Source organism: Pontibacter virosus (assembly GCF_003096355.1).
Lineage (GTDB): Bacteria > Bacteroidota > Bacteroidia > Cytophagales > Hymenobacteraceae > Pontibacter > Pontibacter virosus.
The window spans coordinates 213,212-236,830 of record NZ_QEKI01000001.1; the positions used below are offsets into that span (position 1 = coordinate 213,212).

Genomic DNA, 23,619 nt, shown 5'->3' on the forward strand with positions numbered 1-23,619 from the left:
AGCTGACATTTGAGCAAAAGCTCAAAAAATTAGTATATTTGTTAATTCAGACAATAAGAAAACAAGAAGCCTCACGGCTATATAGGAGATATAAATAGTGGGATGTAGTTCATGTTCTAGTGGCGGATGCAGCACCGGCGAAAAACCAGGCGGCTGCAAAAGCAACGGCGGTTGTAGCACAGGAGGCTGCAATCGTTTAAACGTGTTCGACTGGCTCAGCGATATGGAAATACCAACCGCGTTTGAGGAGTTCGACATCGTAGAAATAAGATTCAAGGGAGGACGCAAAGATTTCTTCCGCAACATAAACAGACTCGACCTGACCACCGGCGACCCAGTGGTAGTAGACGTACCGAACGGGCATCACATCGGCACCGTATCGCTGAAAGGTGAACTCGTACGCCTGCAGATGCTCAAGAAAAAGGTAGACAACAACGAGGAGATCCGCACCATCTACCGCATCGCCAATGAGCGTGATCTGGAGAAACTGCGCGAAGTGCAGGAGCAGGAAGCTGCCACCATGTACCGTTCCCGCGAGATCATCCAGCAGACAGGACTTCGCATGAAACTCTCGGACGTAGAGTTCCAGGCTGACCGCTCCAAAGCAACGTTCTACTACTCTGCCGATGACCGCGTGGATTTCCGTGACCTGATCAAGAAGCTGGCCGAGGAGTTTAAGGTACGCATCGAGATGCGTCAGATCAGTCTGCGCCACGAGGCCGGCCGCCTAGGCGGCATAGGTTCCTGCGGGCGTGAATTGTGCTGCTCAACCTGGCTCACCGATTTCAAGAGCGTGTCGACTACAGCGGCCCGCTACCAGAACCTGTCGCTTAACCCGAGCAAGCTGTCAGGACAGTGCGGACGCCTAAAGTGCTGCCTCAACTACGAGCTGGAAACTTATATGGAGGCACTCAAGGATATACCTACTGTGTCACGCCCATTGCAGACCAAGCAGGGCGATGCTATGCTGCAAAAAACCGACATCTTTAAAAAAATGATGTGGTTTGGCTACAGAGGCGACAACAACTGGTACCCGGTGCCGGTAGAGCGTGTGCACGAGATCCTGAAAATGAACAGCCAGGGCTTTGTTCCTGAGACACTGGTAGAGGAGCCTGTACAGGAGACGAAGCAGAATGAATTTGTAGCGCAGGTGGAGGGTAGCCTGGAACGACTCGACGACAAATACAAGAGCAAGAAAAAGAAGAAAAAGAAGAAAAAGTCAGCTGGCGACAAGGCAGAAGGCTCACTTGGAAATCGCACGCAGGAAACGGAAGCACGTGAGCAACGGGAGCCGCGTGCGCCTCGGGAAGATAGAGGGCCACGTGAAGACCGAGGTCCTCGCGAAGACAGGGGACCGCGCGAAGGCAGAGGCCAGCGGGACGGCCGTGGTCGTGACAGAGGTCCACGTGAAGCAAGAGCTGTTGATCAGCAGCAGGCGAAAGCGGCAATGCCTGATGCAGGAATTGACGGAGCAGCAGCTGAACAGGGCCAGCGCCCCAAAAAGCAGCGCCCGCCACGCAACCGTGGCAACCGCGAAGGACGTGAAAACAGGGAGGATAGACTGCCAAGAGGAGACGAACGGCAGCCACGCGAGCCCAGACCCGAACGGGAAGCTGGAGCGCCTAGGCCGCCACGTGGAGAGGGAAAGTCGGATGCCCAGCAACCGCAGGGCGATGGCGCCCCGCAGCAGCCCAGACGACAGAAGTCACGCAGACCGAACCGAGGCCAAAAACCAAACCAACCTAAATCACCTTCGCCTGATGCGTAACCTGATGCTAACGCTGGCAGTAGCGGGCACCCTGCTACTGTCGGCTTGCGACCCCTCGCGGGTATATGAGCAGAACGTAGAGCTGCCCGAAAAAAACTGGACAGTGGACAATGCGCCTGTTTTTGAGTTTGCCATTGAGGATACCACCAAGCGGTTCAATGTGTACTTCAATGTGCGCTACTCTTTGGCTTACGACTACTATAACCTATATCTGCAGCACCGCCTGACGGCTCCGGATAGCAGCCAGGTATCGTCGTCGCTACACGAACTGCATTTGATGGATGCCAAAACAGGTAAGCCTGAAGGAAAAGGATCGAGTGACATTTACGATATGCAGTCGCTTGCGCTGGAGGGTGTTGCCTTCCCACAGGTGGGCACTTACCGCCTGCAGTTAACGCAGTACATGCGCCGCGACCCGCTTCCAAATATTCTGGCAGTGGGGGTGCGAGTGGAAGAAGTTGCCAATTAGAAAGAATCACAATCAAGGAAAAAACGGCCGGAGCTAGAACATAGCCTCGGCCGTTTTTCTTTTTAGCACGTTTCAGCTCTATACTTTACAACGAACGCATTATACCCTGACAAGAAACCACAGGCTCCTACAACAAAAAATTAGTGTTGAAAGTATGCAGTATATCTTACTGTCCTATACCTAATTGCTTGCAATTACATGAAGCTCACCCTCCAGATAGCCGGATTCGTTCTGACGCTATTTTCTTTCCTGCCACTCATCAAGTCCCCCCTATGGTGGATCCGGGTACTTGACTTTCCCCGCCTGCACGTGGCGATACTGCTAACGGGCGTACTGGTGGCATACACTGTGCTTTATGGTGTTACTGGTGAAGCAGGCGAGATGACGATGCTCTCGCTTTGGGTGCTGGCTATTGTGAATGAATTGCGCTATGTGTATTTCTTTACGCCACTTGCTCCGATAGAAGCCCTGCGAACGGAAGTAGAAGCGCCGGCCAACTGTGTCACGCTGATGGTTTCGAACGTGCGCATGACCAACAAGAAGTATGAGAAGTTCCTGCAGCTCGTCCTGCGCACCGACCCCGACATCGTGCTGATCAACGAACCTAACCAGGCATGGCACGATCACTTGCAGCCCGAACTGGACAAACGCTTCCCCTATGCCATCAAAAAGCCATTGGAGAATACCTATGGCATGTTGCTCTACAGCAAATTCAAGCTTCTGGACAGTGAGGTTCGCTTTATGGTGGAAGACGATATACCTTCGTTTTTCACGGTTGTGGAACTGCCGAGCGGTCTCAAGTTCGACTTGTATACGGTGCATCCACAGCCCCCCCGGCTAATGCAAAACACCGAAACCCGCGAAGCGGAACTTCTGATCGCGGCAAAAGTCGTGAAGAAATCACCGCACCCTTCCATAGTAGCCGGCGACCTGAACGATGTAGCCTGGTCAAGCACCACCAAACTGTTCAAGCAGATAAGCGGCATGCTGGACCCACGGGTAGGGCGCGGCTTTTACAACACATACAATGCCTACATACCACTGTTCCGCTACCCCCTGGACCATATCTTTTATGATCCCTCATTCCGGTTGGTGCACATGGAGCGACTGCCAAAGTTCGGATCCGATCACTTTCCTATTCTGATCACGCTGAACTACGAGCCTAAGCGCGAACAAGAGCAGCAGCCTCCTAAGGCCGATGTAGAGGATCATCAGGAGGCCAATGAGTTGATACAGGAAGGGCTGGAAAAGGGCGAGGAACGCAACGGGGAAAAGAAGACCTAGAACGGTATTAAATAAAAAACCCGCTCAGAAAACTGAGCGGGTCAAAATAGATGAATGCCCTGCCTAAAGGGCTATATGTTCGTTAACTTAGATACGCTCTACGTTAATTGCATTCAATCCTTTTTTGCCATCTTTCACTTCGAAAGAAACACGGTCATTCTCACGGATTTCGTGAACTAGACCAGTCTGGTGAACGAAGATGTCTTGGTTTGTATCGTCAGCTACGATGAAGCCGAAGCCCTTAGATACGTTGTAGAATTTTACTTTACCTGTTTGCATGATAAATAATTGTTAATAATAGAAGCAAAGGTAAAAAATAAGTTCTTATAAATAACCAAATTCACAAAAATATAATGTGACATTCTGAATCAGAAAAAGGTCATCTAAATCAGAGACATAGCCTCCATTCCGCATCTCCTTTAAGCATCATGTTGTGAACGGTTCCGGCACTTACCATCACGCTGTTTCCTGATGTGTGCTTAATAACCCTCCAACGTGAGGTTCGTATAGCTAAAACGTTCAGTTACACTAACTAAATGGGTATAATCACCATTTTTTGATGTGGCTTGAACAGGTCATTGCCAGTGTTCCGGCACATTGTGCTGCGCAGTGGCGATGTCACATTTAAACGGACCTTTACTATTCCAATTAATCTATAACTATAAACTGAGGAGATCAGAACTATGAAAGAAAACGAAAAAAATCAGTCATCCAATCAGTCTGGAAACATGTCGAGTGGGTCATCATCGGGTAGCTCCAACCAAAGCGGTTCTAACCCAAGTGGCTCTAGCCAAAGTGGTTCCAGTCTAAGTGGTTCAAATATGGGCTCTATGAGCCAGGGAAGTTCCGGCATCGGATCATCATCTTCTTCCAGCTCTACTCCTTCCTCGAAGAGTAGCAGCAAATCAACTTCTTCTGATAGCAAGTCGACAGGCACAAAAGCAAAGTCAGGTACTAAAACCTCTGCTAAGTCTTCTGATTCGAAATCAGGCAAATCTTCTACTTCTTCCAGAGGCAGCAAAGACAAAGACTCTGATAGCAACCTAATGGGCAGCAGCGACCAGAACTATGGCAGCCAGAGCGGCTCACAGGGATACGGAAGCCAGCAACAAGGTGGCATGGGCGGCTACGGCTCGCAGCTGGGTGGCCAGGGTTACGGTGACAGCCAGCAGGGCTATGGCTCGCAGGGCGGCTATGGTTATGGCTCGCAGAACAGCGGTGGCTACGGCGGCCAGAGTGGCTATGGTTATCAGGGCGACTATGGTTCCTCGCAGCAGGGCGGTGGCATGCAGCGTGGCTACGGCGACAGCAGCGGTTACAGCTCATCTTCTCAAGGTGGTTACGGTTCGTCTTCACAAGGCAACTACGGTGGCTCGCAGGGAGGCTATAACTATGGCAACCAGGGCGGCATGGAAGGCAACCGCACCCGCCACCAGGATCAGGACTACGGTGCCTCGAGAGGTGGTATGCAGGGCGGCATGCAGGACAGAGAAGGCGATAACATCGGTGGCCAGAGCTACGGTGGATCTCAAGGCTCTTTCGGTATGCAGGGCAGCGGCTCTAACCAGGGCGGCTACGGCAGCTACGACAGTGGCCGTGGTGGCTACGAACAAGGCGGCTATCGCAGCAGCGGCAGCCAAGGCAACTATGGCGGCTCATCTCAGGGTGGTTACGGTAGCCAGGGCAGCTATCAGCAGGGATACGGACAAGGCGATTATGGCCAGCGTGGTTCCCAGGGTAGCTACGGTTCATCGCAAGGCAGCGGCATGCAGCGTGGCTATGGCGACAGCAGCGGCTATGGCTCTTCCTCACAGGGAGGTTACGGCTCTATGAGCGGCCGCAGTGGCTCGCAGGGTGGCTACGGTTCTTCTTCCCAAGGAGGTTATGGCTCACAAGGCAGTTACGGCGACCGTGACCGCTACGGCTCCATGGGCTATGGTTCATCCAGAGGTATGAGTGAGTACGATCGCGATGACTATGGTTCACAAAGAGGCTACAGCTCACAGAGCTCTATGCAGGGTGGCTATGGTTCGCAGGGCGGCTATGGCTCACGCGGTGGTTCTTACAACGATGAGTACCGTTCGTCTCAGGACCGCGGCCGCGGCGGAAGCTCTTACGGCGACAACTACGGCTCACAGAGCAGCTACGGCGGTTCTTCCCGCCAGGGCTCACAAGGTAGCGGCTATGGCTCTTCCTCACAAGGTGATTATGGCTCTATGAGCAGCCGCAGTGGCTCGCAAGGGGGCTATGGTTCATCTCAAGGTGGCTACGGCTCTATGAGTAGTGGCGGCTATGGCGGATCCGAAAGAAGCGGCGGCATGAGTGGCTACGGCCAGAGTGGTTACCGTGAAGGTGGCTACGGCCAGGGCGGAAGAGGAGGCGACCAGAGTCGTTATGGCTCTATGGACAGCGGCACCTCTTACTACAGTGATAACCAGGGTTCGTCTTCCCGCGAAAATTACCGCAGTGGCATGGGCGACCAGGACTATTCACAGCGCGGACGCTCCAGCTATGGTGACGATAGCAGCAGCTTCGAAACAAGACGAAGCGATCGCTACCGCGACCTGGACTAATCTGAATTGATCTAAAGCAAGAGGGCCTTTCCTGAATCAGGAAAGGCCCTCTTTTTTGTATATCTCCTGGCTATACCTGACGGTTCAAAAGCACTCGTGGTAATCGCTGGCGAACTGCCGGAAACTATGGGGCGGACGACCAGTCAGCTCCTGTACCGCCTCCGTTACCTCGGCAGATTTTCCAGCTTTGTAAGCAGCATACAGTTCCAGGATTGCCTCAACTATTGGCGCTGGTGTGTGATGCGCTAACAGAGACTCCCGGGCTGCATCTTCCGGCACATCCACAAAGTCTATTTTCTTGCCGGTTGCCTCACCCAACTGCATGGCCATTTCCTGATGCGAAAGCGCCTCCGGGCCGGTCAGTTCGTAGGTCTTTCCCTGATGCTCCTCAGACAAAAGCACCTCTACGGCTACAGCTGCAATATCACGGGTGTCGATGTAGCTGACCTCGCCCTCTCCCACTGGCATATAGAATTTGCTTTCCTGCTTAATGGATTCAGCACAGTAGTTCACGATGTTTTGCATAAAGCCTGCAGGTCGTAAGATAGTATAAGGGATGCCGCTCTCCTCCACATATTTTTCCATCTCCCGATGCCAGCGTCCCAGCTGTATACCTGGCTCCGCTCCGGCCCCCAGTGCTGATAGCCTTACAATGTACTTTACCCTTTGCTTCTTTGCCTCTTCCACTAGGTTGCGGGCCATCTGCAATTGATTCTCGGAGAGTGGCGTGATGAGCACAAGCCGGTCTACGTGCGTGAAGGCGGCATGCAGTGAATCAGGATCATTGAAGTCGATCTCCACTATCTCCACACCGGGTAGTCGTTTCAGGTTTTCACCAGTGATGACAGAATGCACACCTGCCCGCACCGTGACATCCTGCATAGAAAGCTGTTTTACAATCTCTCGGCCTACGTTACCCGTAGCACCCGTTACCAATATCGTTTGTCGCATAGTTTTATCTGTTATGGGGTCTGTTAGCCATACGTGCACAGCATCGATGCTGTGTCGTACAACGGCTATACCTATAAACTGATAAGTCCGGAGATAGGTTAAGGGAGAGGGTAAGCGTTACTGTTTTAATTCAAAGCTGACCAGGTATAGTTTCCCTTTTTCGTTGCTAATGAGCAGTTCTGTGGGTGACAGGTATAGCATTGCCTCCGCCTGACCGGTGCGGCCCAATGGCAGGCAGTAGCGCTTGCCGGAAAAATGCACCTGCTCGTTTTCAGGTTCGAACAGGTATAGTCGCCCATACCCGAGCAGGGCAAAATCTTTCCCGTTCGGTGCGCTGTCGGCGGCCGTGATGGCGGAGCTGACGCGCAGCTCTTCCTGCGGCGGCAAGGTATAGGCACCCGCTTTGGCAGGTAAGGTATAGCGACGGGTGATGCCTTTGCGGGCGCGGCTTTTCGTGAATAGATGCAGGCTGTCGGAGCGGTAAAAGAACGCTTCCAGGTCAAAGTGCTTGTCAGATGCTGGCGGTGGAAAATCCTGCTGATCGGCAAAGTTGAATAGTATGGTATCCTGCACGATCATCCTCTCCTCCTGTACCTTGAAGACCCGCAGGTCGCGACGGGCGTTGACGTTGTTGCCGAAGTCGCCAATGTAAAGATTACCTTTATCGTCCTGCGCCAGTTCTTCCCAGTCACGGTTAGGTATAGGCAGTGGCACGGTTCGCAACAGTTCGCCATTCAGGTTGAACAGGTATAGCTCGGCGGGCAAGCCACTGTCGGGGTGCGTCCAGAAAGTGCTATCGGAGGCATGGGCGAGTCCGGAACTTTCCCTGATGCGGGTGTCCAGGCGGCCGATGCGCTGTACCTTCACCTCATAGTCCTTGCGCAGTCGCTCAAAGTCGCTGTTGCGCCTGTCCGGTCCGCAGCCACACAAAGCCGTTTGCAGGTATACATACAGGGTGAAGAGTTTGATGAGCATTTTTGGGTTGAATGGTTAAATTGTTGAATGGTTAAATTGTTGGGTGCACTATTCAGACAGGTCTGCAGCTGTTTACCACCCCTACACAACGTTACGGTGTAACGTCGCTACATACCAACTTTCTGACCTTCCACTTTTCAACTTTCTACCTTCTCAAACTCCTAAATTCTCAAACCCATTAATTCCCCAACTCTCTAACTCCCAACCCTTTTAACTTTCTCACCAACGCATCTTTGTTGGCCCAAAACTGTCGGCTGTAGATTCTTTGGAAAGGCCAGTTCCGCTGATTGAGCAATTTGGGGATGTCGGCGTGGGCGTGGCGCACAGAAAGGTTGTTGAAGTACAGATCATCATCCGTCAGCACGACGCTGCTATAGTTCCCCTCCTCCACTACGGTCAGGTCAGCAAAAGGCACTGCGGCTTGCAGAGCAGGCACTAGCTTGGTCAGCTGCTCTTTTAGCATCGGCACCTGCGTCGGCATGGGCAGCACCTGCGGCTCGTATTTGAAATAGCGACGGCTGACTTGCTGAGCGTAGTGCAGGTAATCGCGCAGCAGCTTCGGGCCGGCATGCTGGGAGTTCTCTACCTGCAACTGCTCACTCCGGATACTGCTCACCACGATCACCATTTGCCGGGCACGGGTGATGGCCACATTCAATCGGTTCTCGCCACCGGCCTGGTTCAGGCTGCCGAACTGCATCACCATTTTTCCTTTCGCATCCGGCGCATACCCTACCGATAAGATTACTACTTCTTTTTCATCGCCCTGCATGTTCTCGATGTTTTTGACCGTTACGGTTGGCGGCAATGCTATACCTTGTACTTGGGCTTTTTCTTCCATCAGGTCCTGCACCAGCATTTGCTGGTTATAGTTGAAGGTGATCACGCCTACATCCTCTACCCCGTTCTGCACAAGCTGCCATACCTGTTCCACCACTTTTTCAGCTTCGGGGAGGTTGCTGTTTTGCTGCCACAGGCCCTGCACTTTCACAAACTGGATGGCGGGTTGGCGGGCATTCACGTCCTGCAACTCAGGTATAAGCTCCAGCCGGTTACGGTAGAAGTGGCGGTTCGAGAAATCGATTAACTCCGGGAAGCGGCTGCGATAGTGTTGGGTGAGCATGGTCTGCGGCAGGTATAGCACACAAAGTTGCAGCAGCGATTCCGCAGTCAGTTCCTCCGGCTCTTCGTTGCCGTTGCCGCCCCAGCGGGAACGGTACAGGTCCGATGGACGCAGCTGCTGTTCGTCGCCGGCCACAACCACCTGCTGACCGCGCAGCATGGCGGGTATACCTGTCTCAGCGAAGCACTGGCTGGCCTCGTCGAAAATCACCAGATCAAAGCAGCGCTCCAGCGGGAACACCGCCGACACTGTTTCAGGTGAGGCCAGCCAGCAAGGTGCCAGGTTCAGAATCTCTTCACTGAAAAGCTCAAACAATTTGCGGATCGGGTACAGACTACGCTTTTTACTCACCTGCGCATGCAATCGTCGATACGTCACAGCATTACCGAGTCGATTAAACTCCATGTCACGGTAAGTTTGCTCCCGCAGTCGCGACAGCACGATCTCCTGACTCAGGTCCTGCTTTTGCTGCAGCAGGTTCTGGAGGTCGGTTTCTACCCGGTCCAACTCGCCGCTGTCGGGCATGCGCAGTTCGGGCCACTGGCTTTCGATTCCGTGCAGCCAGGCCAGGTATAGACTGTTTAAAAACAGCGCCTCGCCTAGCTGGGCGCTGGCTATACCTTCGCGCAGCACCTGCTTGCATACTTCCTGCTCAGCTACCGTGAGCGTGCTGCGCAACTCATCATACGCCACGAGCTGCTCAAAATATTGCCGCAGGCCTTCCAGCAAACCTTTGCTGTAGCCTTCCTGTTCTGCCAGTTTTTCGATGTGTGTTTTTGGAAGCCATTGCTCCCACTCCCCGTAACGCTGCTCAAACACCTGCAGGGCCTGCGCCAGGGCTTGCAAGTGGCTTGGCAGGTTGGTCTCCAGCCACATTTTTTCGTGCAGCACCCGCTCCCGGTGCAGCTGTTTCAGCAGTTGGTGCGCCTCCAGGGTTTGCTCCACTACCTCCAGCTTTTGCAGCATCGGGGTTGGGTTGTCTTCGAGGCGCAAGGTATAGCTGATGCTCTTGTTGATGGCTTTAATCAATTCCTGTGCCTGCTCCCGCAGTTCAATGCGCCGCTGCAGTTCGCCCACTCCCTTAGGAGTCAGCTCGAGCTTGTACTTAGCCAGTGCTTGCTGCAGTACCTTCTTGTCCTGCGAAAAGTACCAGCCTAGCCCTTTAAAGAAATCCTGTTTCTTCGCCTCAAAGGCCGTGATCGCTGACTTTACCAGCGTCAGTTGCTCGACAGGTATGGCGGCGTCCGGGGCGGGACACACCAGGTATAGTCCTTTGAGTTGGCGCACCAGTTTTTTCAGCTCTGATGCCTTGGCCTCTTTGCGAAGCAGTGGTCGCAGCACTTCGGCTACGCCTTCCCGCTCAAGCAGATGCTGCAGTTCGTCCAGGGTGTCGTAGGCCGTGCGAAAATGCTCCAGGCTACTCAGTTCGAAATCGGCACCGCTCAATTGGCTGATCCCGTGCTGCATGTCCTGATACTGCTCAGGCAGTGCCTCGATGGTACGCTCCATTTCCTGCCGTTGCGGCCACCCGAAGCCCCGCATGGTGTGTCGCTCTTTCCAGATAAAATCGGGTTGCTCCAGCACAATGCCCTGCTGCAGACAGGCACGCAAGCGAGGCAAAAAATCATTAACGGTATCCGCTTTAAACTGCTTAAACACTTCTGACAGCTGCACATGGGGCTGCTGCAGGCTGCTGCGCAGGTACAGCTCTTTGGGTGACCAGCCACAGCGGCTACTGTCGAAGAGGGCGGTACGGAAACTCTCCAGCTTTTGCAGGCACTGGTTGATGCCACGGCTCACTTCCAGGAAAGTGCGGTCGGTGTAAATGCTGTTGAGGGCGTGGTTCTGCTTCTTGTATTCTTCCAGTTGGTCTATCTGCAGGAGCAGTTGCTGGTAGATGCTTTTGCGGTCGGCGTTGATGTCGTGCACCAAGGCAGCAAACGGACCGAGACCTGCTGAAGCCAGGCGCTGGTGCACCACGTCGAGGGCGGCACGTTTCTGACTCACCACCAGCACCCGTTTGCCCCGGGCCGTAAAGTCCGACACGAGGTTACAGATTAGCTGCGATTTGCCAGTGCCCGGAGGCCCCTGCACCACGAGCGAACGCCCCTGCTTTACCTGCTGCAGGGCCGCCTCCTGCGACGCATCCATGGCGAAAGCGGTGAAGGTATGTTGCGCCTGCGGGGTTGCCTGTGGTATACCTGCATCAGGTCCTGTGAACAGGTCTTCCATCTCCTGCAAGCCGCTACGCTGTAGCAGTTCGTCGTAGTCATTCAGCAAATAAGACGCAGCCTGCGGGTATAGCCCCAGCACGGCTTCCTGCTCCAGGTATAGCTGTCCGGGCTTCAGGTCGGCTTCGTAATCGGCTTTGCGGAAATCGTGGAACGGCTTGAGTTTATCGGTAAAGAATTCACGGCCGGCGTGCACCGTCAGCTGGCTCTCTTTCAGTAACTCGTATACCTGCGTGCGAAACTCCAGCGGGTGGGTGGGCAATGTGCCCAGGTCGAGCTCCAGCAAGGGCTCTGCCAGCGGTGTGCCCATGTAGTGGGCGTAGGCCAGCACAAAACTCTGGTTGAACTGCGCCGGCTGTGATGTGTCAGGTAGAAGCTCCCACTCCTGCCTGCCGTTAACCTGCAGCTGCACCGGGAAAAACAGCAGCGGGCAGCGCACCGTGGTGCCATCGGCGAACTGGCCATGCACAAAAGGCCAACCCAGGTATAGCTCCCGGCTGCCGCGCTCCTCCACAATCATGTCGGCTTTGCGGCGGATCAGGCGCAGTCGCTGGCTGACGGGCGTTACCGGGGCATAGCGACTGTCGGCGAAAGGCGCCAGCACAGCGGTTTTGCCGCTGATCACCTTCTCCAGCACATGGAAAGCAGGCTTGTTGTTGATAAAATCCAGCTCGTTTACATCCAGGTGCAGCTCACGCGAAAGCCGCAACAGCAACAGGGCCCTGTTGCCGGCGCTCAGGTTAAGCAGACGATGGCGGTAGCTTTTTAGAATGGATTTCATAAAGTGCGTTGTTCCGAAAACGGATGGAATTGCAGAATAGTCTGTAGCTATACGGCAAGTCGGCAGCATTACGGCAAGTTAACATGAATTTAGTGGACTTGGAAATGACAAGACGGCCATCGTTCTGATACACCATCCGTAAAATTATCTGTAAAGTATTGTTTTTTAACCAGATACAACATCAGCAAGATCTATACCTGCGCACAGCTCCTTTATCGATGAATCCGATCAGAAAATTAAGATCACTCAGTTTATTTCTTCCTGCTGCCGGGGAGCGCATAGGAACTGTCACCATAGGTAAAATTGCTTTGTTGGGTACTTTTTTCTATACCCTAACCCTGGTGCACGTTTTAATCGGTATCGCGTTCTATTTTCAGGACAAAGCCCGCTTCTACCAATACACCACAGAAGACGGGTATATCGAATACTTTACTTCCTTTTTTTTACTGGCCACTTCGCTGTATTGCCTTTACAAGGCGCCCAGAATGTACGGTAAATGGGCAAGGGCTTTTCACTATGTGGCGGCGGCTGTTTTTCTCTTTGGCTTTGGCGAGGAGATTTCCTGGGGACAACGCATCCTGGGCTTTGAAGTACCGGATAACCTGGAGAAGATCAATCCGCAAAGCGAGCTCACCTTACACAACATCCACCTGAATGGGGTAAACCTGAACAAGCTTATTTTCGGCAAAATGCTATACCTGGGGGTGTTCGTTTACTTTTTGGGCTTCCCGGTACTCTACCAGCGCAAGCAGTGGTTCAGGCAGCTGGTCGATAAAAGCGGGCTTCCATTGCCAACCCCGTTGCAAGCGCTGCTCTATGTGCTGTTCTTCATCAGCCTGTTGCTCATCAGCGATGGAAAAAAATGGGAGATACAGGAATTTGTGCTCGTTAGCTTTATTTTTTACGCCTTCTTGATGCCCTACAACAAGAGCAGTTCACACCCGGCTCAGGTATAGCCCTCCTTTTTACCTGAAGGCTGTGTAACCCCAAAAGGCACGCCGACAGTCTAACCTATCGGGCCTGTTTAATCGTATGGAGTAAAAATTTCCTGTCAAGCTTTATTGTGCTCCGCTATACCTGACAACATTTTAAGCCGTACAGCAGTTGTATTATCACGCACACGCTGTAGCTTGCATCCTGTTTGCACCGACGTTTACTATGAAAAAGCCTATCAATCTGATCCTTTTCCTTGGGCTGATCCTCACCCTGCTAGCCTCCTGCCGCAAAGAGCGTGTAGAGAAAGAAGTAGAACGCATGGACGAGTTCACCACCTCCAAAAAGTACCCCTTTAAGTTTACGGACGAGAGCCTGGAGAAATGGAAAGAGCAAGTTCCGGAGATACAGAAAGTCAGCATTAAGTCCACGGTTGACGGCGCCAGGCAGCCGGCCCTGTTCTATACCTCTAAAACTACCGGCCCAAGACCGCTGCTGGTCATGCTGCACAGCTGGAGCAGCGAGTACCTGCAGGTAAAAAGCATCCCGTACGCACTATGGAGTGAGGAATACGACTGGGCTTTCATCCACCCTAACTACCGCGGCAAGTTCGACAACCCGGACGCCATGGCCTCTGACCTGGCCATACAGGACATAGTAGATGCCGTGAATTACGCCAAACAGCACACAGAGATTGACACGAACCGCATCTATATCCTCGGTTCTTCTGGCGGAGCCATGACGGCCCTGGTGGCAGCCGGTCGTCACCCCGAGATCTGGGCTGGCGTGGTCGCCTGGGTTCCCGTTTTCGATCTGGTGGACTGGTACGCCTTCAGCCAGAACTACCCGCACCGCGACTACAACCGCCACGTGGTGGCTGCCTGTGGGGGCGAGCCATTGCCGGGCACTCCCGCCGCCGAAGAATGCAAACGCCGCAGCCCCAGCACCTACATCCACCAAGCCAAAGACGTCCCGATTTACCTGGCACATGGCACCGTAGATGTGCTGGTTCCGCCGGACCACTCCATCCGGGCCTACAACATACTGGCCAGCCCAGGCGATACCATTTCGCAGCAGGACATCGATTACCTTCTGGAGGAACAGGTGTTGCCCGAGGAGTTGGCCAAAACTTCCGAAGAGAACAAGTACTTCAGCGCTTCAGATCCGGAGGTCGTGTTTGTGCGGCAGTCTGATAATGTTCGCCTGGTGCTTTTTGTGGGGCAGCACGACATGGCCTACAACCCCGGCCTGTTATGGCTGAACGAACAGCGGAGGAAAACCGCAGCTCCTATCCCTGAACCTGTCGCGGGGCAATAATTAATCTTCCTCTTGTAGATTGAGCCTATGCCTGAAGCTTCCAAAAACGATGAGCACGCCAAACCCGCTATACCTACGCTGGAGCAGGTATCCTCCGGCGGCGTGGTGTTCCGGCAGGGCGTTTCAGGTATTGAAGTCGCACTGATATCGGTTGGCAAACCCGAGCGTTGGCAACTGCCCAAAGGTATAGTAGACCCCGGCGAGACACCCGAGGTAACGGCGTTGCGTGAAGTGCAGGAAGAGACTGGCGTAACCGCTCGTCTGGTCGAAAAAATAGACACGATTGAGTACTGGTACGTGGGTAACAAGGCGGGGCAGCGGGTCCGTTTCCACAAGTTTGTGCACTTCTTTTTGCTCGCTTACCAGTCAGGCACGATTGGCCAGCATGACTGGGAGGTGAACGAAGCCCGCTGGGTTGATTTGCATGCAGCCAAAGAGTTGCTGTCGTTTAAGAGCGAACGGCAGGCGCTGGAAAAGGCAGAACAGTTTATCAAAGCCCTCAAAAAGTAACCCACTATACCTACAACTCCAGGTATGGACTGATCTTCTCAAACAGCTCTGCCGTTACGATCTTTATCTGCCGGATATCCTCTACTTTCCTGAAATCACCATGCTGCTCCCGGTAGGCCACAATGGCGCGTGCTACATTAGAGCTGATGTAAGGGTGCGCTCTCAACTGCTCGGCATTGGCCTGATTTAGTGACAGCTGTTGCAAGGTGTTGGCTTTCGGCACGAAGGTATACTTGTGCAGACTGTCGACTACGGCTGGCGGCAGGGCGTATACCTCCTGTACCTGTGCCATGCTATGGAAGCCACCCAGGCCATCTCTGTACTTCACAATTCTTGCCGAAAGCTTGCTGCCAATCCCCCTGATCTGCTTCAGGGCGGTGGTATCGGCGGTGTTGATGTTGAATGGTGCGAGGATGAAACGCTCACGCGGTCGCGGGTTGCTGGCCCAGTTTGGATTGGGTGTCGTCCGGGAATTGGCGGCTATACCTTGGTTGCGGCTATACCTGTCGGGTTTGGTTTCGGGGAGTTGGATGTAAGGGTATAGCGTCTGGAAAACCGAATCGGGGAGACCGTAGATTGTGCCGAGCTGTGCTTTGTAAGTAAAGTCGCCGACTTTTTTGCGGTAGTTGAGAATGCGCTGTGCCATGTATTTAGGCATGCCCAGCTCCTGCCACTGTGCTTCTGTCAGGTGGTTGGGATTGAAAGGCTGCAGCGCCACCGGTATTTGGTATACCTGTTTTCGGCCTGTTGGCTCTGGCTGCCTGGCCTCGAGCTGCGCTACCAGGCTGTCGAGCAACTGCTTGTCGGCTATGCTGCTCTCTATGGGATCAGTTTCAGGTTTCGTAAACCATTTAAACAGCAATGGTGCTGCCGTCAGCAGCACCATTGCTCCTATCAGTACCAGAAACCCGTTTACCTCGCGCTGCGAAAAGCCAAAGTTGCGTCGAATCCAGTACCTCAGTTTCTTCATAAATCGTTTAAGCCCGTGGCGCCTGTCGCTCTATTTCGTCGTCATTGTCGAGAAAAGAGTCTGGCTCCGGTTTGGGGGGCGTGTTAAGCACCCTGTAAAAAAAGTAACCCATAGCGCCAGTTACCAATAACATGGTGCTGAGCATGACAACAAGTGCAGATGTATTCATAGTTTCCTAAATTCTTCCTTCTCTAACTCTTTTTTTATACGCTATATACACCAGCGCTGCAATACTCAGGAACACCACTACTAACAAAATGCGGGAAGCGTTCACAAAGAACAGGGTGTCTTGCAGCTGCTCAATCACCGCCGGGTCAGTGGCTTCGGCCAGCTGGCGCTTCAGGTTCGAGTTCTTTATCTTGTTGATGATGGAGCTGTCGTCCAGTTCCCAGCCGTTGCTGAGCGCGCCTGCCCAATCGCCGCCCTTCGGTGTGATAAGCGAGCCGATGAACACCCACAGCAACAGCAGCGGGGTTACGAATTTGATGATGAATTTGTAAATGCCCGGCACCTTGATGTCAGCACCAGAAGTGATTTCTCTCCAGCCTTTGTTCATACCGAATACCCAGGCAAATAGGATGGACTCAAACAAGGCGAACACCACCAGCGATACGGTGCCTGCCCAGTAGTCATACTCGTCGAATACGCCATACTTAAAGAACAGTACCGTTGGCATACCCAGCACCAGCACGATAAGGCCAAAAGACCAGGCAGCCGGTCTGCGGCGCCAGTTAAACTCGTCCTGCAGGAAACCGATCCACGGCGTACCCATGGCCAGCGACGAGGTGATGCCTGCAAAGAACAGCAAGCCAAACCACATCACACCGGCTACAGCACCCAGCACATCACCCCACTGGTAGAACAGGTATGGCAACGTACGGAAGCCGAGCCCAAGGCCACCTTGCTTGTTTACGAGGTCCACCACGCCATCTATACCCAGGTAACCAATCGAAATCGGGATAAGGATAGAAGCACCCAGCACCACTTCCACGAACTCGTTCATCCAACCGGCCGACATGGCATTGAGGGCAATATCGTCCTTGGAGCGCACATAGGAAGCATAGCAGTGGATGGTACCCATACCTACTGAAAGCGTGAAGAAGATCTGACCGGCAGCAGCCAGCCATACTGTAGGCGACCAAAGCTCATCGAAGTTCGGCGTCCACAGGAAGTTAAGGCCAACCGAGCTGTCGTTGATGGCACCGTTCTCGCCGGCTGTGATGGTAAAGCCTTTGTAGGCCAGGAACATACCGAAAACAATTAGGAGCGGCATACCGATTTTGGCTACACGCTCCACCCCTTTTGCAAGCCCCTGGGAGAGAATCCAGGTGTTGAGCAGCAAGCAGATGACAAAGAAGAAGATAGGCTCGTAAGGAATGCCAAAGGTTGACTCACCCAGGCTCACATACTCGTCAAAGAAGTTTGAGACACCAATCTGATCAAGCCCACTGAAAGTGCCGCCCAGTGAGTGGAATACGTAAGAAAGTGTCCAGGACTCCAGGTAGCAGTAATAAGAAGCCACCGCGATGTTGGTCCAGATACCGAACACGCCGATGTACTTCCAAAGGCGGTTTTTGTGCATGGTATCCACGATAAAAGGTGTGGAGTGGTGACCGAACTTACCACCGAAGCGGCCCATAGACCATTCGATCCAGAGGAGCGGGATACCCATTACAAGAAAGCAGATCAGGTATGGAATAATGAAGGCTCCACCGCCGTTCTGCACCGCCTGCACCGGGAAACGGAGGAAGTTCCCCAGGCCCACCGCGTTGCCGGCCATGGCCAGAATGAGACCCACCCGGGAGCCCCATGATTCTTTGTTAGCACTCATAAAAAGGGTAAAGGTTGGTTAGTTTAGATTAGTTGGTTTAGTGTAAAGGCACGGATAATCAGGATTTAAAGCTTACAATTTAAACAATGGTTCTGATTGCACCATATTAAATTCAATATTTTTAATACATATCAGCCTGTTCTGCCACCATCGCAATGCCCTCCTCAAAAGTATGCGGCTTGTAGCCCAACTCTTTTTCGGCTTTGGTGATGATAAAGCCCGTGCGCGCCGGGCGCCGGGCCGGCTGCGTAAAGGTGCTGCCGTCAGCTTTATCGATCAGCGATTTGTCCAGCTCAAAATAGTCGGCCACCAGCAGAGCCATGTCGTATGGTGTGTACATCTCCTTACCTGAAATGTTGTAAATGCCCTCGGCGTCGTGCTGCACGGCCAGCCAGCAGCCCATGGCCAGGTCTTCGGCCAATGTTGGGGTGCGGAACTGGTCCGTTACCACCTTGATCACTTTACCGGCCCGCAGGCTATCGCGCACCCACAGCACAATGTTGGTGCGGCCGTAGTCGTGCACCACGCCATATACCAACACGGTTCGAAGTATGGCCCACTTACACTTAGCTTGTTTCACGATCTCCTCGGCCATCAGTTTGGTTTCGCCATAAAAGCTGATCGGGTTGCCTGCTGCCTCCTCGTCATAAGGACCGTCTTCGCCATCAAAAATAAAGTCGGTGGAGAGGTGAACCAGGTGTACGTTGTGCTTTTCGCAGGCCGCTACCACGTAGGCCACCGCATCGCGGTTAAGCTTCAGTGCGCCTTCGCGGTCCGATTCGCACTGGTCCACGTTGGTCATGGCAGCGGTATGGATCAGGTGCGTCGGTTTAAAGTCGGCAACTACCTTTTCTACTTCTTCGCGGTTGGTCACATCCATCGAAGCAAAGGCAAGCGTCGGGAAGACCTCAGCCAGTTTGTTTTCGCCACGGCTGGTCGCCAGCAGTTCCACATCAGTACGGGGAAGTAATAAAGCAGCCAGTTTCTGGCCCAGCAGACCATTGGAGCCTGTAATCAGTATTTTTTTCATTTGTGTTGTAATGAGTTCAGGTATAAGTTCGGGCGGCGCCAGGTTTCCGTGAGCATTCCTAAGCACATCAGTACTTGCCGCCCGGATATAAAATCAGATTTGCTATACCTGTGTCAGGCAGCAGGTATAGCTTGAGCATATGTTGCAATGCCTTACTCCTGCGGGTAAGTATACTTGTACTTTTTGGCTATTTTCTTCTTTTTCACATCCTCTACCTTCACCGTCATTTTCACATCAGAAAGCGGGCGGTTGCGGCCGTCTACAGCCTGCTCGGCTATCTTATCGATCACATCCAGGCCATCAACTACCTGACCGAACACGGTATAGGCTTCATCTAACTGAGGCGTGCCCTGGTGGTTTTCCACGATATAGAACTGTGAGCCGCTAGATTCTTTTTTGGGATTTACCTGGTCGCCCATACGCGCGGCAGCAAGGGCACCCCGCACATGCTTGTATTTCGGCTTGATTTCGGCCGGAATGGTATAGCCGGGGTTGCCCGAGCCATCGTTGCGCGGGTCGTCGTCTTTACTATTGGGATCACCGCCCTGTATCATAAAACCATCGATAACCCGGTGAAACGTGGTGCCATCGTAATAACCATCTCGGGTCAGTTTCAGGAAGTTTTCCTTATGCAGGGGTGTGTCGTTGTAAAGTACCAGTTTCATGTCCCCATGAGGTGTGGAGATAGTGACCAATTGATCTTTGCCTTTGGGTGCCTTTTGAGCCATTACGGCCATCGGGCAAAAGGCCAGCACTATCATAAAAGCAGTTATCTTTCTAAGCAGATTCATGTTAAAGAGGTAAATTTTGGGTTTAAATTCAGGTCCAGATGTCAAATTTAAGCCTTTTTAGTTCCTTTTCACGATCTGGGTGCATTTTCTGTCAGCTTCAGCAAATTCTCCTATTTCAACATAATGTCTACAGGTATAGCGGCATGTGAAGAAGGCCCCTGCGTATAACAGGTATAGCTTGCACTTTAAGAACTTTATGCTGTACCTGTAGAAGCAATTTAAAGGTTAATTTCCTATTCCCGTCAAATAAAATTATATTCATGCATGCTGACTAAATTTACCTACCCTTATTTAATGAAAAAAACACTACTCATGACAGGCATTGGCCTTGCTGTTTCGGCTAACGTACAGGCACAAATGCTGGAGCCCACCATTGATGAAAAAATTGAGGCAGCCGTAGCACCTACCGCCCAGTTTATTTCCGATATCATCTTTTATGAAGTGCAGGTCGCCGGCGCAGGTATACCGCTTATCCTGGTTTGGCTGCTGGTAGGAGCCCTTTTCTTTACCGTATATTTGGGCTTTATCAACGTCAGAGGCTTTAAGTATGCGCTTGACATTGTGCGCGGCAAGTATAACCAGCCTGGTGCCCCTGGCGAGTTGTCACATTTTCAGGCGCTGACGGCGGCCGTGTCGGGCACAGTAGGCCTCGGAAACATTGCAGGCGTGGCCATTGCCATTTCGCTCGGCGGACCAGGCGCTACCTTCTGGATGATCATGGCAGGCCTGCTGGGTATGTCGACTAAGTTTGTATCCTGCACCCTTGGCGTGAAATACCGCGACGTGCATGCTGACGGCACGGTTTCAGGCGGCCCGATGCACTACCTGAAAAAGGGCCTGGCAGAGCGTGGCATGACAGGTTTAGGCAAGTTTCTGGCGGCATTTTTTGCCGTGATGTGCATCGGTGGAGCCTTGGGAGCGGGAAATATGTTCCAAATCAATCAGGCTACGCAGCAGTTTATATCCGTTACTGGCGGTGCAGAGGCTTCTTTCTTTGGGGGCGGCAATGCCTGGCTGTTCGGCTTGATCATGGCTGTACTGGTGGCGCTGGTTATTTTGGGCGGCGTGAAGAGCATTGCCCGTGTAACCGAGAAAATAGTGCCCCTGATGTGTGGCATCTACATCATGGCTGGCATTATAGTGCTGACCGTCAACTTCTCGCAAATACCGGCTGCATTCGGGGCCATCATTGAAGGCGCTTTCAGTACGACGGCCATTGGCGGCGGTTTGGTTGGGGTTATGATCCAGGGTTTGCGCCGCGGTATTTTCTCCAACGAAGCAGGTATAGGATCCGCTTCCATTGCCCACTCCGCCGTAAAAACCAACATGCCCGTAACGGAAGGTTTCGTGGCCTCGCTTGAGCCATTTATCGATACCGTGATCGTATGCACGATGACAGCCCTGGTGATTGTGGTGACAGGCGCCTATACCCAGGACACAGGCGACGGGATAGCGCTTACCTCCTCTGCCTTCGCTACGGTAATCGACTGGTTCCCGCTCGTTCTGGCAGCAGCCGTTATCCTATTTGCCTTCTCTACCATGATCACCTGGTCTTACTACGGCCTCAAGTCCTGGACTTACCTGTTTGGCAATTCCAATTCATCCAAAATTTCTTTCAAAGTAATGTTCTGCGCTTTCGTGGTGCTGGGCGCTCCCATTCAGCTTATTAGTGTGGTTGCCTTTTCTGATGCCATGCTGTTTGCCATGAGTATACCCAATCTGATCGGTTTGTTTATTTTGGCTCCGGTGGTAAAAAGCGAGATGCAGGCTTTCCTGACGTACGCACGCTCCAGCACAAAACGACCGCTCACGCAGAAGTCAGTAGAAGCTGCGCAATTAGAAGCGGAGGTATAGGTATAGCTATAACAGCAACGGGCCGCTTGCTTTGCGCAGGCGGCCCGTTTTTGTTTGCTTAATACTGAATCCCTTGCAGGTTGTTAGCCTCTTTCAGATCTGATATCCTTCAGGATTTGGTCTCCTCCCTGCTCCAGGATGGTTTGGGCCAGTCGAACACCCAGCGCTTCCGCTTCCTCTCTGCCTCCTTCAAATATCTCTGAAAGGTGCTGTTGCCCGTCGAGACTCACGATACCGCCCTGGATGCGCACGTTTCCCTCTGCTGTTAGTTTGGCCAGCGCAAAGGAAGGGATGCTGCAACCGCCTTCCATGGTGCGTAGGAAAGCGCGTTCTGCTATCAGACACACATGGGTATCAGCGTGGTCGATCGCATCCTTCAGTAGCTGCTTTAGCTCCGGATCCAGGTCGCGGGCACACTCCACAGCCACACTGCCCTGGCCGGCGGCAGGCACAAATTCATTGTCCGGAAAGGTATGCACGATCAGGTCGTCGTAGCCCATGCGGGTCACACCGGCATAGGCCAGAATGAGCGCTTCAAATGGACCGTCCTTAAGTTTCTGCAGACGCGTTTGCAAGTTGCCGCGCGACTCGGCGGTACTCACGTTCGGGTAGTATTTTCGGAGCAAAGCCCTGCGGCGGGTAGAAGACGTACCGATCATCACCTTGCTGTCACGCTCGAGTTTGAAATCCGGGTTGAAGGACAGAACCACATCATTCACCACTTCGCGCTCCATGAAGGCCACTAGTTCCAGGTCTTCAGGTATAGACGACTGCACATCTTTGGCACTGTGCACGGCAATCTCAATGCTACCTTCCCGCAGGCCCACTTCCAATTCTTCAGTAAACACGCCCTTCGAACCCAATTTGTCAAGGGAGCGGTCGAGGATCTGGTCGCCTTTGGTACTGATGATGACGATTTCGGTATCGAGGCCGGCAGCCTGCAGTTTGTCGGCCACGGCGTTTGCCTGCCAAAGGGCCAGCTTGCTGCCGCGTGTTCCGATTCGGATGGTTTTTACTATTGTAATATTTTCCATGATATCTTCTTAATTAGCATTGCGCAGGTACTGGGCAATCTGAATCGAGCTGTCCACGAACACCATTTTCGGGTTGGCATTCCGCTCTATGTGGTAATGCGCCTCGTTCAGTTCCTGCGCCAGTTTACCGGCATTGTTTTCAGTAATCAATTTCGAGAACTTCTGTACGAAATCAAGTTCGTTTGGGGGCAGGTAGGCAATCAGCGACTCATCCACGCCATAGAGCATCACCTTCCGGAACAGGTTGAGCGCATAGAGCAAAAAGTTCTTCTGGTTCTCGCGGCCCAGCTTCTGGAAGTCCTCACTGGCATCCACCACCTTGTCAAACTTGTAGCTGTAGCAGTTGCGCATCCAGTCGGTGAAGAAGGTGAAGTAGTCGCTGCTGACCTCGCTGGTGAGTTTGGTCGCGGCATTGAGACTTCCTTCTGCCAGCTGCGCCACCTGGTAGGCGGCCGTGTTGTCGAGTCCGTGCTTTTCCTGCAGGTAGCTGATCACTTCCTCTTCGGTAAAAGCCCGTACCTGCACAATCTGGGTACGCGAGGTGATGGTGGCCAGCAGCTTCTCGGCCGACTGCGACACCAAGAGGAAAAGCGTTTTGGCGGGCGGTTCTTCGAGCAGTTTGAGCAGGGCATTGGCCGCAAAGGGGTGCATCAATTCCGGCAGCCAGATCAGCACGATCTTGTAATCGCCCTCAAAGGCTTTGAGCGAGACCAGCTTCACCAGTTGGCGACTTTCTTCTTTGGAGATATTGCCCTGCTTGTTCTCGGCGCCAATGTGTTGCATCCACTCGTTGAGTCCCTGGTATGGGTTAGCCAGCACAAACTCGCGCCAATCAGTCAGAAACTTCTGGCTCAGCACGTCCTTGGTGATGGACTTGGTGCTCGTCACAGGCATCACGAAGTTGAAGTCGGGGTGCACCAGCTTGTTCATTTTCACGCAGCTGCTGCACGTTCCACATGAATCATCAGCTTGCCTGTCCTCGCAGTTGATGTACGTGGCATAGGCCAGGGCCAAAGCCAGATTGGCACTCCCCTCCTGCCCCAGAAACAGCTGGGCATGCGCCACATGGTTCTGCCGCACCGAGTTAACGAGCAAGGCTTTCGTCTCCTGATGCCCTATTATTTGAGAGAAATGCAATTTGATGAATTGTTAAATGGTTGGATGGCTGAAGTGTTAAACTGTTATAAAGCACTC

The 23,619-nt window shown here is 52.9% G+C and carries 19 protein-coding genes; 8 read left to right on the plus strand and 11 right to left on the minus strand.

Going from position 1 to position 23,619, the window contains the following annotated elements; translation table 11 throughout:
• Window positions 1–223 precede the first annotated feature (223 nt).
• The 3 genes from ricT to C8E01_RS00760 all read left to right on the plus strand — a co-directional run bounded on the left by ricT (window position 224) and on the right by C8E01_RS00760 (window position 3,521).
• Entirely contained in the window at window positions 224–1,768 is a 1,545-nt protein-coding gene (gene ricT / locus C8E01_RS00750; protein ID WP_243409363.1) for a regulatory iron-sulfur-containing complex subunit RicT, read from the plus strand.
• The gene (locus C8E01_RS00755; RefSeq protein ID WP_116541467.1) at window positions 1,761–2,237 is read left to right on the plus strand and encodes a gliding motility lipoprotein GldH; all 477 of its coding nucleotides are present in this window, start codon (window positions 1,761–1,763) and stop codon (window positions 2,235–2,237) included. Before ricT ends, C8E01_RS00755 begins: the two co-directional genes overlap by 8 nt.
• Window positions 2,238–2,435: 198 nt before the next feature.
• A complete protein-coding gene (locus C8E01_RS00760) occupies window positions 2,436–3,521 on the plus strand; it encodes an endonuclease/exonuclease/phosphatase family protein (RefSeq protein ID WP_116541468.1) in 1,086 nt (361 codons plus the stop codon).
• 87 nt (window positions 3,522–3,608) lie between these two features.
• Here the strand turns inward: C8E01_RS00760 and C8E01_RS00765 are convergent, their stop codons facing one another.
• On the minus strand, window positions 3,609–3,800 hold the full coding sequence (locus tag C8E01_RS00765; RefSeq protein WP_116541469.1) for a cold-shock protein: 192 nt from the start codon (window positions 3,798–3,800) through the stop codon (window positions 3,609–3,611).
• A gap of 404 nt (window positions 3,801–4,204) precedes the next feature.
• Here C8E01_RS00765 and C8E01_RS00775 point away from each other — a divergent pair, with 404 nt between their 5' ends.
• Window positions 4,205–6,094: a hypothetical protein gene (locus tag C8E01_RS00775; protein WP_243409364.1), complete on the plus strand. Its 1,890-nt coding sequence runs from the start codon at window positions 4,205–4,207 to the stop codon at window positions 6,092–6,094.
• 84 nt (window positions 6,095–6,178) lie between these two features.
• Here C8E01_RS00775 and C8E01_RS00780 read toward each other — a convergent pair whose 3' ends face one another.
• The 3 genes from C8E01_RS00780 to C8E01_RS00790 form a co-directional block, all read right to left on the minus strand.
• The gene (locus tag C8E01_RS00780; RefSeq protein WP_165820523.1) at window positions 6,179–7,045 is read right to left on the minus strand and encodes an SDR family oxidoreductase; all 867 of its coding nucleotides are present in this window, start codon (window positions 7,043–7,045) and stop codon (window positions 6,179–6,181) included.
• A 117-nt stretch (window positions 7,046–7,162) separates the two neighbouring features.
• Window positions 7,163–8,020 (minus strand): hypothetical protein, encoded by an 858-nt coding sequence (locus C8E01_RS00785; protein WP_116541472.1) that lies wholly within the window; start codon window positions 8,018–8,020, stop codon window positions 7,163–7,165.
• Between the two features lie 178 nt (window positions 8,021–8,198).
• Complete coding sequence (locus tag C8E01_RS00790) at window positions 8,199–12,155, minus strand: AAA domain-containing protein (RefSeq protein ID WP_165820524.1); 3,957 nt, start codon at window positions 12,153–12,155, stop codon at window positions 8,199–8,201.
• A gap of 218 nt (window positions 12,156–12,373) precedes the next feature.
• Between C8E01_RS00790 and C8E01_RS00795 the strand changes: the two genes are divergently transcribed.
• From C8E01_RS00795 to C8E01_RS00805, 3 genes are all read left to right on the plus strand, one after another.
• Window positions 12,374–13,111, plus strand: a complete 738-nt coding sequence (locus C8E01_RS00795; protein WP_116541474.1) for a hypothetical protein — start codon at window positions 12,374–12,376, stop codon at window positions 13,109–13,111.
• A gap of 202 nt (window positions 13,112–13,313) precedes the next feature.
• Window positions 13,314–14,405, plus strand: a complete 1,092-nt coding sequence (locus C8E01_RS00800; protein ID WP_116541475.1) for an alpha/beta hydrolase family protein — start codon at window positions 13,314–13,316, stop codon at window positions 14,403–14,405.
• Window positions 14,406–14,432: 27 nt separating this feature from the next.
• A complete protein-coding gene (locus C8E01_RS00805; protein WP_116541476.1) occupies window positions 14,433–14,915 on the plus strand; it encodes an NUDIX hydrolase in 483 nt (160 codons plus the stop codon).
• A 10-nt stretch (window positions 14,916–14,925) separates the two neighbouring features.
• Here the strand turns inward: C8E01_RS00805 and C8E01_RS00810 are convergent, their stop codons facing one another.
• From C8E01_RS00810 to C8E01_RS00825, 5 genes are all read right to left on the minus strand, one after another.
• Window positions 14,926–15,885 (minus strand): ComEA family DNA-binding protein, encoded by a 960-nt coding sequence (locus C8E01_RS00810; protein ID WP_116541477.1) that lies wholly within the window; start codon window positions 15,883–15,885, stop codon window positions 14,926–14,928.
• Between the two features lie 7 nt (window positions 15,886–15,892).
• On the minus strand, window positions 15,893–16,054 hold the full coding sequence (locus C8E01_RS21530; protein WP_165820525.1) for a hypothetical protein: 162 nt from the start codon (window positions 16,052–16,054) through the stop codon (window positions 15,893–15,895).
• A gap of 6 nt (window positions 16,055–16,060) precedes the next feature.
• Window positions 16,061–17,716 carry a sodium-dependent transporter gene (locus C8E01_RS00815; RefSeq protein ID WP_116541478.1) on the minus strand — a complete coding sequence of 552 codons (1,656 nt, stop codon included), beginning with the start codon at window positions 17,714–17,716 and terminating at the stop codon, window positions 16,061–16,063.
• A 121-nt stretch (window positions 17,717–17,837) separates the two neighbouring features.
• Window positions 17,838–18,746, minus strand: a complete 909-nt coding sequence (locus tag C8E01_RS00820; protein ID WP_116541479.1) for an SDR family oxidoreductase — start codon at window positions 18,744–18,746, stop codon at window positions 17,838–17,840.
• Window positions 18,747–18,898: 152 nt separating this feature from the next.
• On the minus strand, window positions 18,899–19,537 hold the full coding sequence (locus C8E01_RS00825; protein ID WP_116541480.1) for a peptidylprolyl isomerase: 639 nt from the start codon (window positions 19,535–19,537) through the stop codon (window positions 18,899–18,901).
• 294 nt (window positions 19,538–19,831) lie between these two features.
• Between C8E01_RS00825 and C8E01_RS00830 the strand changes: the two genes are divergently transcribed.
• A complete protein-coding gene (locus tag C8E01_RS00830) occupies window positions 19,832–21,391 on the plus strand; it encodes an alanine/glycine:cation symporter family protein (protein WP_116541481.1) in 1,560 nt (519 codons plus the stop codon).
• Between the two features lie 83 nt (window positions 21,392–21,474).
• Here C8E01_RS00830 and hemC read toward each other — a convergent pair whose 3' ends face one another.
• Both hemC and C8E01_RS00840 read right to left on the minus strand, forming a co-directional pair.
• A complete protein-coding gene (hemC, locus tag C8E01_RS00835) occupies window positions 21,475–22,425 on the minus strand; it encodes a hydroxymethylbilane synthase (protein ID WP_116541482.1) in 951 nt (316 codons plus the stop codon).
• Window positions 22,426–22,434: 9 nt separating this feature from the next.
• On the minus strand, window positions 22,435–23,562 hold the full coding sequence (locus C8E01_RS00840) for a DNA polymerase III subunit (protein ID WP_116541483.1): 1,128 nt from the start codon (window positions 23,560–23,562) through the stop codon (window positions 22,435–22,437).
• Window positions 23,563–23,619: the final 57 nt, after the last annotated feature.